This window comes from Streptomyces sp. NPDC058678 (genome assembly GCF_042714835.1).
Taxonomy (GTDB): domain Bacteria; phylum Actinomycetota; class Actinomycetes; order Streptomycetales; family Streptomycetaceae; genus Streptomyces.
Genome location: NZ_JBHXSG010000006.1, coordinates 166,652 through 180,198, shown reverse-complemented (window position 1 = coordinate 180,198; position 13,547 = coordinate 166,652). Strand labels below are relative to the sequence as shown.

Sequence of the window (13,547 nt, the reverse complement as noted above, 5' to 3'; positions counted from 1 at the left end):
GGGGCTCCGGTTCCCGAGCCCCCTTACTCTTGAAGGGTTATGACTGACACCACGCAGCCCACTCGTCCTCTCCGCGTCCTCGCCGCCATGTCGGGCGGGGTCGATTCCGCCGTCGCCGCCGCCCGCGCGGCCGAGGCGGGACACGACGTGACCGGCGTCCACCTCGCCCTCTCGGCGAACCCGCAATCGTTCCGCACGGGCGCGCGTGGCTGTTGCACCATCGAGGACTCGCGCGACGCCCGCCGTGCCGCCGACGTCATCGGCATCCCGTTCTACGTGTGGGACCTCGCCGACCGCTTCCGCGAGGACGTGGTCGAGGACTTCGTCGCCGAGTACGAGGCCGGCCGCACCCCGAACCCCTGCCTGCGCTGCAACGAGAAGATCAAGTTCGCGGCCCTGCTCGACAAGGCACTCGCGCTCGGCTTCGACGCGGTCTGCACGGGCCACTACGCCCAGGTGATCGTGCGTGACGACGGCACCCGGGAGCTGCACCGCGCCTCCGACATGGCGAAGGACCAGTCGTACGTCCTCGGTGTCCTGGACGACCAGCAGCTCGCCCACGCCATGTTCCCGCTCGGTGACACGACGACGACCAAGGACGAGATCCGCGCGGAGGCCGAGCGCAGGGGCCTCGCGGTGGCCAAGAAGCCCGACTCGCACGACATCTGCTTCATCGCCGACGGCGACACCCAGGGCTTCCTCGCCTCCCGCCTCGGCAAGGCGGAGGGCGACATCGTCGACGAGGCGGGAGCGAAGCTCGGCACCCACGAGGGCGCGTACGGCTTCACGATCGGCCAGCGCAAGGGCCTGCGCATCGGCACCCCCGCCGCCGACGGCAAGCCGCGCTACGTCCTCGACATCTCGCCGGTGAACAACACGGTGACGGTCGGCCCGGCCGACGCCCTGGACGTGAGCGCGCTCACCGCCATCAAGCCGCGCTGGTGCGGCGCCGCCCCGACCGGCCCCGGCACCTACACCGCCCAGCTCCGCGCCCACGGCGGTGAGACCGATGTCACCGCCGAGCTGATCGAGGGCACCCTGGAGGTGTCGTTCGCGGAGCCGGTCCGCGGTGTGGCCCCCGGCCAGGCGATCGTGCTGTACGACGGCACGCGCGTGGTGGGGTCGGCGACGATCGCGTCCACGGTGCGGGCGACGGCGGGCGTGGCGTAACCGCAGAAGCCACCGGGCTCAGGGCGGGCTCACGGGGCTCGCTCGGGCTCGGCTCGGGCACGCCGGGGCTCAGCGGACCTCGCTCGGGCTAGCTCGGATTCGGCTCGGTCTCGCACTCGGTCTCGCACTCGGGCTCGCACTTGGGCTCGCTCACTGGGCGAAGAACTCCGCCAGCACGGGTGCGAGGGCGTTCGGGTCCACCATGTGGGTCTGCCCCTCCAGCGCGCGGTACGTGCCCTCGGGTGCCGCCTCCGCGACCTCCTGCGCCGCCTCGCGCATCCAGGCGGGGCTCGCGCCGCCCGCGACGGCCAGGACGGGCACGGTGATCGAGGCCAGCAGGTCCCGGGGGACCAGGCCGTCGCCCATCACGGCGTTGTCGTAGGCGAGGCTCGGCGCGACGGTCTCCATGCCGGGCCACATGGGGGACTGGCGGGCGCCCTGGATCATCTCCTCGGCCAGCCCGGTGAGCCGCAGGAACAGCTCCACCGCGTCCCCGCGCCGGCCCTGGGCCAGCGCCTCGGTCAGAGCCCGGGTGTACTCGGCGCGTTCCTTCGCCCCGCCCTCGTACACGGCGAAGGGAGGCTCGTACACCGCGACCCGGCGCACCGGCAGCCCGCTCGCCGCAGCGTGCAGCGCGAGCGCGCCGCCCGAGGAGATGCCGTACAGCGAGGCCTCGCCGCCCGCGGCCTCGATCAGTGCCGCGAGATCCTCGACCTCCCGCTCCACCGCGTAGGGAGACGTGTCGCCGCTCGCCCCGCGGCCCCGGCGGTCGTACGAGACGACGCTGAACCCCTCCGACAGCGGCACGGCCAGCGGCGCCACCGTCGCCCCCGTCGACATGGCCCCGCTGACGAGGATGACCGCGGGGCCCTGACCGGTGCTCTCGTACGCGAGGGAGGTGCCGTCCTGCGAAGTCGTCTTCTTGTCCATGCCTGTGAAGACTGCCGGACGGCACCGGTCTAATCGGTCACGACACTTCCACATCGTAGAAGCAGAGGTGGTCCTTGATCTCGGCCACGTCCGGCTTCGGGTCGGGATACGCCCAGACCAGGTCGGCCGCGTCCGCCAGCGACCAGTACGAGGCGGTGCCCTTGAACGGGCAGTACGTGTGCGTCTCGGAGGGCGTCAGCAGGTCGAGCCGTACGTCCTCAGGGGGGATGTAGTACCGCACCGGACAGCCCGTCTCCCGCAGGAGAAGGGGCCGTTCGGTCTCCGCCAGCACGTGGTCGCCGCGGACGACCCGTACGCGCTGGGTACCCTGCTCGATGGTGATCGTGTGTCCATGGGCCATACCGGAACAGCGCTCGCGGGCCGCCGGTTCTTCCCGGCTACGGTGGCTTCATGCGAATCTGCGTCTTCCTCTCCGCGGCCGACCTCGACGAGCGGTACACCCGCCCCGCGCGGGAGTTCGGCAAGCTGATCGGCAAGGGCGGGCACACGCTGGTGTGGGGCGGCTCCGACGTCGGACTGATGAAGGTGGTCGCCGACGGGGTGCACGAGGCGGGCGGCCGGCTGCTCGGCGTCACCGTGGAGTTCCTGGCGGCCAAGGCACGTCAGGGAGCCGACGAGATGGTGGTCGCGCGCGACCTGGCCGAGCGTAAGAAGCTCCTCCTGGAGAACGCCGACGCGGTCGTCATCATGGTCGGCGGCACCGGCACGCTCGACGAGGCGACCGACATCCTGGAGCTGAAGAAGCACGGCCACACCGACAAGCCGGTGGTGCTCCTCAACACCGCGGGCTTCTACGACGGCCTCAAGGAGCAGTTCCGCCGTATGGAGGACGAGGGCTTCCTGCCACGCCCGCTCACCGACCTGGTGTTCTTCGCGGAGGAGCCGGTGGGGGCGCTGGCGTACCTGGAGGAGAGCCGGGGCGTCGCCTGAGGCGGCCCTGATGCGAGCATGGCGGACATGGCTACTCATGTGATCACCGGAGCCGGATCCGGCATCGGCGCGGCCGTGGCCCGCCGCCTGCACGCCCGCGGGGACGAACTCGTGCTGCACGCGCGCGACGCGGGTCGCGCGAAGGAGCTGGCCGCGGAGTTCCCCGGCGCGAAGACGCTGGTGGGCGACCTCGCGGACCCCGACAAGCTGAGCTGGGCGTTCTCGCACCAGTCGCTTCCGGACCGAGTGGACTCGTTGCTGCACATCGCCGGGGTCGTCGACCTGGGCCCGGTGGGCGAGCTGACCCCCAAGTCCTGGCGCCACCAGCTCAACGTCAACCTCGTCGCCCCCGCCGAGCTGACCCGTCACCTCCTGCCCCAACTCCGCGTCGCCCACGGGCACGTGGTGTTCGTGAACTCCGGCGCCGGCCTGAACGCCCACGCCGACTGGTCGGCGTACGCGGCGTCCAAGCACGGCCTGAAGGCCCTGGCGGACGCGCTCCGCCACGAGGAGCACGCGAACGGCGTCCGCGTCACCTCGGTGTATCCCGGCCGCACGGCCAGCCCCATGCAGGCCAAGGTCCACCAGCAGGAGGGCAAGGAGTACGACCCGTCGCAGTGGATCGACCCCGAGTCGGTGGCGACGACGATCCTGCTGGCCGTGGACCTGCCGAGGGACGCGGAGATCAACGACCTGACGGTCCGCCCGGGCCGCTGAGGGACGCTGTCCCTAAGGGCTCCGCCCTCAGACCCCCGGGCCTGTGCCCATCCGCCACCCGTCTCGGTCGCTTTCTCTCAGCCCGTCCGGCGTTTGAGGACGAGGCCCGTTCACGGCCGGAGGGGGGTCCGGGGGCGCAGCCCCCGGGGACGGGACGGGTAGGGGCGGCGGGGGCGAGAAGCCGGCCCCGCACCGGTGCACCCGACCCCGACCACCTACGTAGGCTTCCCATGTGACCGCACATTTCAGCTTCGCCCCCGCCACCGGCATCGGCTCCCTCCCCGGCGGCGACGCCCTGGAGGCCGCCAAGACCGCCACCGGATCCTTCGACGACTTCCCGTTCCTGCCCGAGCTCCCCGCCCGCGGCCCCGGCGCGGACATGATCGGCCGGACCGCCGGGATGCTCGTCGAGATGTACGCGCGCGTGGAGCCCAGTGGCTGGCGGCTCGGCGACCACCCGGGACGGGACACGAAGAGGGCCCGGTCGTGGCTCGTCCAAGACCTCGACGCGCTGGAGGAGTTCACCCAGGGCTACGAGGGTCAGCTGAAGGTGCAGGCCGTCGGACCGTGGACCCTCGCCGCCGCCCTCGAGCTGAGGAACGGCGAGGCCGTCCTCTCCGACCCCGGCGCCTACCGCGACCTCGCGGGCTCGCTCACCGAGGGCCTGCGGGAGCATCTCGCGGACGTGCGACGCCGCGTACCCGGCGCCCAGGTCGTCCTGCAGCTCGACGAACCCTCCCTCGTCGCCGTACTGCGCGGTCAGGTGAGGACGGCCAGCGGCTACCGGACCTACCGCACCCCCGACCGCCAGGTCGTCGAGGCCACGCTCCGGGAGTGCATCGGGGTTCACGACGGTGGCCCGGTCGTGGTCCACTCGTGCGCACCGGACGTCCCGTTCGCCCTGCTGCGCCGGGCGGGCGCGGCGGCCGTCTCCTTCGACTTCTCGCTCCTCACCGAGCGTGACGACGACGTGATCGGTGAGGCGGTGGAGGGCGGCCTCCGGCTGTTCGCCGGTGTCGTGCCGGGCACGGACGGCCCATTGTCAGACCCTGCCGGTAGCGTCATGGGTGTCAGGACGTTGTGGCGCAGGCTGGGGCTGCATCCGGGGCTGCTCGGGGAGGCGGTCACGGTGACGCCGTCGTGCGGACTCGCGGGGGCGTCCCCCGCGTACGCGCGCGAGGCCCTCGCCCACTGCGTCCGGGCGGCGAGATCCCTCGCGGACAACCCAGAGTAACGGGAGGACAACACGGTGGCCGGCGAAGAGCAGGCGGAGACGACGGTGCCCGCCGAGGCACGGGAGAAGCACGCGCAGCTCGCTGAGCAGATCGAGGAGCACCGCTTCCGGTACTACGTGAAGGACGCTCCGGTCGTCAGCGACGCGGAGTTCGACAAGCTCCTGCGCACCCTGGAGGCGCTGGAGGAGGAGCACCCGGAGCTGCGCACCCCGGACTCGCCGACCCAGAAGGTCGCGGGAGCGTACGCGACGGAGTTCACGGCGGTCCAGCACCGCTCCCGCATGCTCTCGCTCGACAACGCGTTCAGCGACGAGGAGCTCGCCGCCTGGGCCGAGCGCGTCGCCAAGGACGTCGGCGCCCCGGACTACCACCTGCTGTGCGAGCTCAAGGTCGACGGCCTCGCCGTCAACCTGACCTACCAGCAGGGCCGCCTCACGCGCGCGGCGACCCGGGGCGACGGCCGCACCGGTGAGGACATCACGCCCAACGTCCGTACGATCGCGGAGATCCCGGACCGTCTGACCGGCGACCGCGTCCCGGACCTCGTGGAGATCCGCGGCGAGGTCTACTTCCCGATGGAGAAGTTCGAGGAGCTCAACGCCCGCCTGGTCGAGGCCGGCGACAAGCCCTTCGCCAACCCGCGCAACGCGGCGGCCGGTTCACTGCGTCAGAAGGACCCGCGCGTCACCGCCACCCGCCCCCTCCACATGGTCGTGCACGGCATCGGAGCCCTGGAGGGTTTCGACGGCATGACCCGCCTCTCCCAGGGTTACGACCTGCTGAAGACCTGGGGCCTGCCCACCTCCCGGCACAACAAGGTGGTCGACGGCCTCGACGGCGTACGGGAGTTCATCGCGTACTACGGCGAGAACCGGCACTCCGTGGAGCACGAGATCGACGGGGTCGTGGTCAAGCTCGACGAGATCTCGCTCCAGGGGCGGCTGGGTTCCACCTCGCGTGCTCCGCGCTGGGCGATCGCATACAAGTACGCGCCCGAAGAGGTGAACACCAAGCTCATCAACATCCGCGTGGGCGTGGGCCGTACGGGCCGGGTCACGCCGTACGCACAGGTCGAACCGGTCACCGTCGCGGGCTCCGAGGTGGAGTTCGCGACCCTGCACAACCAGGACGTCGTCAAGGCCAAGGGCGTGCTGATCGGCGACACCGTGGTGCTGCGCAAGGCCGGTGACGTCATCCCGGAGATCCTCGGCCCGGTCGTCGACCTGCGCGACGGCAGCGAGCGCGAGTTCGTGATGCCGAGCGAGTGCCCCGAGTGCGGTACCGCGCTGAGGCCGATGAAGGAGGGCGACATCGACCTGCGGTGCCCGAACGCCCGCACCTGCCCCGCCCAGTTGCGCGAACGCCTGTTCTATCTCGCGGGCCGTAAGTCACTGGACATCGAGCACTTCGGGTACGTCGCCGCCGCGGCCCTCACCAAGCCGCTGGAACCCGCCGAGCCGCCGCTGACCGATGAGGGCGACCTGTTCGACCTCACCATCGAGCAGCTGCTGCCCATCAAGGCGTACGTCCTGGACCAGGACAGTGGCCTGCCCAAGCGGGACCCGAAGACCGGTGACGAGAAGGTCGCCACCGTCTTCGCCAACCAGCAGGGCGAGCCGAAGAAGAACGCGCTCTCCATGCTCGAGAACATCGCCGCCGCGAAGCAGCGCCCGCTCGCCCGCGTCCTCACCGGCCTGTCGATCCGTCACGTGGGCCCCGTCGCCGCCGAGGCGCTGGCCCGCGAGTTCCGCTCCGTCGACCGCATCGAGCAGGCCTCCGAGGAGGAGCTCGCGGGCACCGACGGCGTCGGCCCGATCATCGCGAAATCACTCAAAGAGTGGTTCTCCGAGGAGTGGCACCAGGAGATCCTGCGCAAGTGGAAGGCCGCCGGCGTCCGGATGGAGGAGGAGGGCTCCGGCGAGGACGAGGGCCCGCGTCCGCTCGAAGGCCTCACCGTCGTGGTGACCGGCACACTCGAACACTTCACCCGCGATGGCGCCAAGGAGGCGTTGCAAATTCGTGGCGCGAAAGTGACCGGTTCTGTTTCGAAGAAGACGTCTTTCGTCGTAGTGGGTGACAATCCAGGTTCGAAGTACGACAAGGCGATGCAGCTCAAGGTGCCCGTGCTGAACGAGGACGGCTTCGAGGTCCTGCTGGAACAGGGCCCGGAGGCGGCGGCCGAAGTCGCGCTTCCGGCCCAGGAGTAGCGAGGAACAGCGGTTGAAGGCCACCCGATCGGCGCATACCAGATGCATACGGGTGGCCGGGGCGCATTCGGGCAACCGTCGACGACCGGTGCCCGTAGAAGCCTTCTGCGGCCTACTGTTGAGGTGTGCGCCTGCCGTGCCCAGCTGCGGTCGGGGCATCCCTTTGCTCTCGAAGAGCCTCGAAGAGCACGGGGAAGGGTTTTCCAACGCGGCTTCGTCGAGAGTTGTCGGGCATCGGGCCGCGTGGCGTGGGCACCGCCGGCTGTGAGAGGGACGGGAATGGAACCGAGCGAGAGCGCCGCCCCGGACTCACGGCTGCGCCTGCGCCGGATGGTCGGCGCATGGCGGGAAGGCATGCGGAGCGGGCGGCCCGCGGAGCGTCCCGGCGCGGAGGGTCGTCCCGCCGGACACTACCCGGCCGGACCCTACACGCAGACCGACGACCCGAGCTCCGCCCAGCACACCGCCGCACGCGCGTCCGGGCAGCAGGACGCCGAGGCGGAGCGGCACCTGTCCTGGCCCGCGCTGCCCACGGCGGTCGTCGCGGCGGCCGGGTTCGTCCTGGGCGCCGGCTTCTACCGGGCCTTCACCGACGGCCACGCGCTCTTCCCGTCCGGCACCGTCGGCTGGTCGCTGGCCGTGCTGACCGGCATCATCGTCGGCCACCTGGTGGCACTGGGACGCGCCCGCTGGTGGGGCGGCACCGGCTCCGGCGCCGCCCTCACCCTCGCCGTGCTGCTGCTGTACGGCTGGGTGCCCGCCGGAATGGTCAGCCTCACCGTCGTCCTGCTGGTCGGCGTGGCCCGCCGCGGACGCTGGCGCCAGGGCGTCCTGCACGGCGCGGTGGACATCCTCGGCATCGGCGCCGGAGCCCTGGTACTGGGCGCGTTCGGCCGGGTGCCGTCCGTCGAGCACCCCTGGAACCCCGAGACCTGGACCCTCTACACCGCCCCCGAGGTGGCGCTGGTCGCGGTCGCCTACCTCGCCGTCACCCGCACCCTGGGCTGGTATCTGCACGCCCCGCGCTCCGGCGGACTGCCCACCGTCGCCCGCACCGCCCTGGTCAGGCAGGGTCTGGTCGCGGTCGCGCTGCTCGGCATCGCACCCCTGGTCTGCGTGGTCGCCAGCGCCAAGCCCATCCTGCTGCCGATGTTCGCCATCCCCCTCGTCGCCCTCGACTCCACCCTCTGGATAGCCCGGGCCCGGGCCGAGGAACAGCTGCGCGATCCCCTGACCGGGCTGCCCAACCGCCAGTGGCTGCTGGAACGCATCTGGACGGCACTGGACGACGCCGAGCGCATCGGCGCCCGCTCCGCCCTGATGCTGATCGACCTGGACCGCTTCCGGTCGGTCAACGACACGCTGGGTCACCTCGCCGGTGACCGGCTGCTCCTCCAGATAGCCGACCGGCTCCGGCTGGCGCTGCCGCGCGGTGCGGAGGCCGCCCGGCTCGGCGGTGACGAGTTCGCCGTCTTACTGCCGGTCGCCGACTCCACGACCTCCGCGACCCGGGTCGCCCGCGGCCTCGTCGCCGCCCTCAGCTCCCCGCTCGACCTCGACGGCCTCACCCTCGTCCTGGAGGCCAGCGCCGGAGTCGCCGTCTTCCCGGACCACGCCCTCGACGCCGAAGGGCTGCTGCGGCGGGCGGACGTCGCGATGTACCAGGCGAAGCGGGACCGTACGGGCGTCGAGGTCTACGAGTCCAAGCGGGACTCCAACACCCCGGACCGGCTCGGGCTGCTGGGCGATCTGCGCCGGGCCCTCGACGCGCGCGAGGTCCAGCTCCACTATCAGCCCAAGGTCCGCTTCGACGGACAGGTGGCCGGCCTCGAAGCCCTGGTCCGCTGGGTGCACCCCGAGCGCGGCAAGGTCCCGCCGGACGAGTTCATCGCCATCGCCGAGTCCTCCGGGCTGATGCCCCACCTCACGGAATACGTCCTGGACACGGCCCTCGCGCAGGTCGCCGAGTGGCGCTCGCAGGGCCTGTTCGTCCCGGTCGCGGTCAACGTCTCCCCGCGCGACGTGCACACGCCCGGCTTCGCGGGCTCGGTGGCCGCCCGGCTGGCCCGTCACGGCGTCCCGGCGGGAGCGCTCCAACTGGAGATAACGGAACACGTCCTCCTGGAGGACCCGCAGCGTGCCGCCGACACCCTCGCCGCGCTGACCGGCCACGGCGTGAAGATGTCCCTGGACGACTTCGGCACCGGTTACTCCTCGCTGGTCCACCTGCGCCGCCTGCCCGTCAGCGAGCTGAAGATCGACCGCTCGTTCGTCGCCCGGCTGGCCGTCGACACCGAGGACGCGGAGATCGTGCGCTGCACCGTCGACCTAGCGCACTCCCTGGGCCTGCTCGTCGTCGCGGAGGGCGTCGAGGACGACGAGACCTGGGAGCGGCTGCGGGACATGGGCTGTGACGCCGTGCAGGGCTGGCTGGTCGCGGCCGCGATGCCGCCGGAGGAGACGACGGCGTGGCTGCGGGCGCGGGGGTCGCGGGGGTGGCAGCGGCCGCGGGCGGCGTTGCCGGCCGCGGAGTGACTTCTTTCTCCCTCGCCCACCCGTTCAGCCCGGCCGACAGATGACCCTCTCTGCGGGGATGACCGCCATCGGCGGCCACTGAAAGTCGTCACAGGAAGTCGGCGGCAGACGGAGGTGTGACGAGCGCTCGCGAAACCGTTTAACGGCCACGGGCCGCCGCCCCATAGGATTGGCCCCAAACCACACTCACTCACCCCTGAGGATCGCTGCATGCCTGGCATCACGCGCGAGGAGGTCGCCCACCTCGCCCGGCTGGCGCGTCTGGAGCTGAAGCCCGAAGAGCTCGAGCACTTCGCGGGACAGCTGGACGACATCATCGGCGCGGTCGCCCGCGTCAGTGAGGTCGCCGACCAAGACGTACCGCCGACCTCGCACCCGCTCCCGTTGACGAACGTCATGCGGGCCGACGAGGTCCGTCCGTCGCTCACCCCCGAGCAGGCGCTCTCCGGCGCCCCGGCCCAGGAGCAGCAGCGTTTCAAGGTGCCGCAGATCCTGGGGGAGGACTAACCGCCATGACGGACAACGTCACCATCATCAAGCTCACGGCCGCCGAGACCGCCGCGAAGATCGCCTCCGGCGAGCTCACCGCGGTCGAGGTCGCCGAGGCCCACCTGGCCCGTATCGAGGCCGTCGACGAGAAGGTGCACGCCTTCCTGCACGTCGACCGCGAGGGCGCCCTCGCCCAGGCTCGTGCCGTCGACGAGAAGCGGGCCAGGGGCGAGAAGCTCGGTCCGCTGGCCGGCGTTCCCCTCGCGCTCAAGGACATCTTCACCACCGAGGGCGTCCCGACGACCGTCGGTTCGAAGATCCTCGAGGGCTGGATCCCGCCGTACGACGCGACCGTCACGAAGAAGCTGAAGGCCGCCGACGTCGTCATCCTCGGCAAGACCAACATGGACGAGTTCGCCATGGGGTCGTCGACGGAGAACAGCGCCTACGGCCCGACCGGCAACCCCTGGGACCTCACCAAGATCCCCGGCGGTTCCGGCGGTGGTTCCTCCGCCGCGCTCGCCTCCTTCCAGGCGCCGCTCGCCATCGGCACCGACACCGGCGGCTCCATCCGCCAGCCGGCCGCCGTCACCGGCACGGTCGGCGTGAAGCCGACGTACGGGGCGGTCTCCCGCTACGGCATGGTCGCCTTCTCCTCCTCCCTCGACCAGGGCGGGCCCTGCGCCCGTACGGTCCTGGACACGGCCCTCCTGCACGAGGTCATCGCCGGACACGACCCGCTCGACTCCACCTCCATCGACGCCCCGGTCCCGCCGGTCGTCGAGGCCGCCCGCAACGGCAACGTCGAGGGCATGCGCGTCGGCGTCGTCAAGCAGTTCCGCGGCGAGGGCTACCAGGCCGGTGTGCTCCAGCGGTTCGACGAGTCCGTCGCCCTCCTCAAGGAGCTGGGCGCCGAGATCGTCGAGCTGGACTGCCCGTCCTTCGACCTCGCCCTGTCGGCGTACTACCTCATCGCGCCCTCCGAGTGTTCGTCCAACCTCGCCCGCTTCGACGGGCTGCGCTACGGCCTGCGGACCGGCGACGACGGCACCCACTCGGCCGAGGAGGTCACCTCCCTCACCCGTGAGGCGGGCTTCGGCCCCGAGGTCAAGCGCCGCATCATGCTCGGCACCTACGCCCTGTCGAGCGGCTACTACGACGCGTACTACGGCAGCGCCCAGAAGGTCCGCACGCTCATCACCCGCGACTTCGAGAAGGCCTTCGAGCAGGTCGACGTGATCGTCTCCCCGACGACGCCGACCACCGCCTTCCCGATCGGTGAGCGGGCCGACGACCCGATGGCGATGTACCTCGCCGACCTGTGCACCATTCCGACCAACCTGGCGGGCAACGCGGCCATGTCGCTGCCCTGCGGTCTCGCCCCGGAGGACAACCTCCCGGTCGGGCTGCAGATCATCGCCCCGGCGCTGAAGGACGACCGTCTGTACAAGGTCGGCGCCGCCGTCGAGGCCGCCTTCGTGGAAAGGTGGGGTCACCCGTTGATCGAGGAGGCACCGTCGCTGTGAGCGCACTGACCAAGGCCAAGGGCTTCAAGAAGTCCAAGTCCGGTACGTACCTGTCCATCGCCGGGACCGCGTTCGGCGCGTTCGGCGTCGCCAAGCGGCTGAAGAAGGCCCGCGCCGACAAGGACACCCTGGTCCTGATCGACGCCACCGTGTCCGCCGTCGCCATCGTCACCGGCCTCGCCATCCTCTACCGCGAGCTGAAGCGGCTGGGCGACGACGACGTCCTGCTGGGCTGAGAGGGAACTTTCACCGTGACCACCACGACCGACCTGGTGTCGTACGAGGACGCGCTGGCGTCGTACGACCCCGTCATGGGCCTCGAGGTCCATGTCGAACTCGGCACCAAGACGAAGATGTTCTGCGGCTGTTCGACCGAGCTGGGCGCCGAGCCCAACTCGCAGACCTGCCCCACCTGCCTCGGCATGCCCGGCTCGCTCCCGGTCGTCAACGCGACCGGCGTCGAGTCCGCGATCAGGATCGGTCTCGCGCTGAACTGCGAGATCGCCGAATGGTGCCGGTTCGCCCGGAAGAACTACTTCTATCCGGACATGCCGAAGAACTTCCAGACCTCCCAGTACGACGAGCCGATCGCCTTCAACGGCTACCTCGACGTGCAGCTGGAGGACGGCGAGACCTTCCGCGTGGAGATCGAGCGCGCCCACATGGAGGAGGACACCGGCAAGTCCATGCACGTCGGTGGCGCGACGGGCCGTATCCACGGCGCCTCGCACTCGCTCCTCGACTACAACCGCGCCGGCATCCCGCTCATCGAGATCGTCACCAAGCCGATCGAGGGCGCGGGCGAGCGCGCTCCCGAGGTGGCCAAGGCGTACGTCCGTGAGCTGCGCGAGGTCATCAAGGCGCTCGGCGTGTCCGAGGCGCGCATGGAGATGGGCCAGATGCGCTGCGACGTGAACCTGTCGCTGCGCCCGCACGGCCGGGAGAAGTTCGGCACCCGGTCCGAGACGAAGAACGTCAACTCGCTGCGGTCGGTGGAGCGGGCGGCCCGCTTCGAGATCCAGCGGCACGCGGCCGTGCTGAACAGCGGCGGGACGATCATCCAGGAGACCCGGCACTTCCACGAGGACACGGGGTCGACGACCTCTGGCCGCGTGAAGGAGGAGGCCGAGGACTACCGGTACTTCCCCGAGCCGGACCTGGTCCCGGTGGCCCCGACGCGCGAGTGGGTCGAAGAGATCCGTTCCGCGCTGCCGGAGCTGCCGTTGGTCCGCCGCAACCGCCTGCGCGAGGAGTGGGGCATCAGCGGCACCGAGATGCAGGCGATCCTCAACGCCGGTGCGCTGGAGCCGATCGTCGCCACCATCGAGGCCGGTGCCGACGCCGGCTCCGCCCGCAAGTGGTGGATGGGCGAACTCGCGCGCAGCGCCAACGAGTCCGGCACGTCGCTGGACGAGCTGGCGATCACGCCGGAGCAGGTCGCCCGGGTCTCCAAGCTGGTGGCCTCCGGTGACCTGAACGACAAGCTGGCCCGCCAGGTCATCGAAGGCGTTCTCGCGGGCGAAGGCACTCCCGACGAGGTCGTCGACAAGCGCGGACTGAAGGTCGTCTCCGACGAGGGCGCGCTCACCACCGCCGTCGAGGAGGCCATCGCCGGCAACCCGGGCGTCGCGGACAAGATCCGTGGCGGCAAGGTGGCCGCGGCCGGTGCCCTGGTGGGCGCGGTCATGAAGGCCACGCGGGGGCAGGCGGACGCGGCTCGCGTCAAGGAACTGATCCTGGAGAAGCTGGGCGTCAGCGAGGGCTGAGTCCCTTGTCGGCCCCTTGGT

12 protein-coding genes are annotated in these 13,547 nt (G+C 71.0%); 10 read left to right on the top strand and 2 right to left on the bottom strand.

The window, feature by feature from the left end:
• Positions 1–39: 39 nt before the first annotated feature.
• Positions 40–1,170 carry a tRNA 2-thiouridine(34) synthase MnmA gene (gene mnmA, locus ACFWWR_RS08920; RefSeq protein ID WP_383860928.1) on the top strand — a complete coding sequence of 377 codons (1,131 nt, stop codon included), beginning with the start codon at positions 40–42 and terminating at the stop codon, positions 1,168–1,170.
• 150 nt (positions 1,171–1,320) lie between these two features.
• Here the strand turns inward: mnmA and ACFWWR_RS08915 are convergent, their stop codons facing one another.
• The gene (locus ACFWWR_RS08915) at positions 1,321–2,100 is read right to left on the bottom strand and encodes an alpha/beta fold hydrolase (RefSeq protein WP_383860932.1); all 780 of its coding nucleotides are present in this window, start codon (positions 2,098–2,100) and stop codon (positions 1,321–1,323) included.
• A 37-nt stretch (positions 2,101–2,137) separates the two neighbouring features.
• Positions 2,138–2,461, bottom strand: coding sequence for a DUF427 domain-containing protein (locus tag ACFWWR_RS08910; RefSeq protein WP_383860935.1), 324 nt, complete (start codon positions 2,459–2,461; stop codon positions 2,138–2,140).
• Between the two features lie 50 nt (positions 2,462–2,511).
• On the opposite strand from ACFWWR_RS08910, the gene ACFWWR_RS08905 reads away from it, so the two are divergent.
• From ACFWWR_RS08905 to gatB, 9 genes are all read left to right on the top strand, one after another.
• On the top strand, positions 2,512–3,051 hold the full coding sequence (locus ACFWWR_RS08905; protein WP_383860938.1) for a TIGR00730 family Rossman fold protein: 540 nt from the start codon (positions 2,512–2,514) through the stop codon (positions 3,049–3,051).
• Between the two features lie 18 nt (positions 3,052–3,069).
• Positions 3,070–3,768 (top strand): SDR family oxidoreductase, encoded by a 699-nt coding sequence (locus ACFWWR_RS08900; protein ID WP_383860941.1) that lies wholly within the window; start codon positions 3,070–3,072, stop codon positions 3,766–3,768.
• 232 nt (positions 3,769–4,000) lie between these two features.
• A complete protein-coding gene (locus tag ACFWWR_RS08895; protein ID WP_383860944.1) occupies positions 4,001–5,002 on the top strand; it encodes a methionine synthase in 1,002 nt (333 codons plus the stop codon).
• A gap of 15 nt (positions 5,003–5,017) precedes the next feature.
• Entirely contained in the window at positions 5,018–7,210 is a 2,193-nt protein-coding gene (gene ligA / locus ACFWWR_RS08890; protein WP_384302605.1) for an NAD-dependent DNA ligase LigA, read from the top strand.
• Positions 7,211–7,489: 279 nt separating this feature from the next.
• Positions 7,490–9,745, top strand: coding sequence for a putative bifunctional diguanylate cyclase/phosphodiesterase (locus ACFWWR_RS08885; RefSeq protein WP_383860949.1), 2,256 nt, complete (start codon positions 7,490–7,492; stop codon positions 9,743–9,745).
• Positions 9,746–9,955: 210 nt separating this feature from the next.
• Positions 9,956–10,252, top strand: a complete 297-nt coding sequence (gene gatC, locus ACFWWR_RS08880) for an Asp-tRNA(Asn)/Glu-tRNA(Gln) amidotransferase subunit GatC (RefSeq protein ID WP_007384860.1) — start codon at positions 9,956–9,958, stop codon at positions 10,250–10,252.
• Between the two features lie 5 nt (positions 10,253–10,257).
• Positions 10,258–11,760, top strand: a complete 1,503-nt coding sequence (gene gatA / locus ACFWWR_RS08875) for an Asp-tRNA(Asn)/Glu-tRNA(Gln) amidotransferase subunit GatA (protein WP_383860952.1) — start codon at positions 10,258–10,260, stop codon at positions 11,758–11,760.
• The gene (locus tag ACFWWR_RS08870; RefSeq protein ID WP_030040520.1) at positions 11,757–11,996 is read left to right on the top strand and encodes a hypothetical protein; all 240 of its coding nucleotides are present in this window, start codon (positions 11,757–11,759) and stop codon (positions 11,994–11,996) included. The genes gatA and ACFWWR_RS08870 overlap by 4 nt, the downstream gene beginning before the upstream one ends.
• A gap of 15 nt (positions 11,997–12,011) precedes the next feature.
• The gene (gatB, locus tag ACFWWR_RS08865) at positions 12,012–13,526 is read left to right on the top strand and encodes an Asp-tRNA(Asn)/Glu-tRNA(Gln) amidotransferase subunit GatB (protein ID WP_383860955.1); all 1,515 of its coding nucleotides are present in this window, start codon (positions 12,012–12,014) and stop codon (positions 13,524–13,526) included.
• Positions 13,527–13,547 lie beyond the last annotated feature (21 nt).

Bases quoted from the DNA above. Each gene is read 5' to 3' on its own strand.
- mnmA (WP_383860928.1), top strand. From the start codon at position 40: ATGACTGACACCACGCAGCCCACTCGTCCTCTCCGCGTCCTCGCCGCC.
- ACFWWR_RS08915 (WP_383860932.1), bottom strand. From the start codon at position 2,100: ATGGACAAGAAGACGACTTCGCAGGACGGCACCTCCCTCGCGTACGAG.
- ACFWWR_RS08910 (WP_383860935.1), bottom strand. From the start codon at position 2,461: ATGGCCCATGGACACACGATCACCATCGAGCAGGGTACCCAGCGCGTA.
- ACFWWR_RS08905 (WP_383860938.1), top strand. From the start codon at position 2,512: ATGCGAATCTGCGTCTTCCTCTCCGCGGCCGACCTCGACGAGCGGTAC.
- ACFWWR_RS08900 (WP_383860941.1), top strand. From the start codon at position 3,070: ATGGCGGACATGGCTACTCATGTGATCACCGGAGCCGGATCCGGCATC.
- ACFWWR_RS08885 (WP_383860949.1), top strand. From the start codon at position 7,490: ATGGAACCGAGCGAGAGCGCCGCCCCGGACTCACGGCTGCGCCTGCGC.
- gatC (WP_007384860.1), top strand. From the start codon at position 9,956: ATGCCTGGCATCACGCGCGAGGAGGTCGCCCACCTCGCCCGGCTGGCG.
- gatA (WP_383860952.1), top strand. From the start codon at position 10,258: ATGACGGACAACGTCACCATCATCAAGCTCACGGCCGCCGAGACCGCC.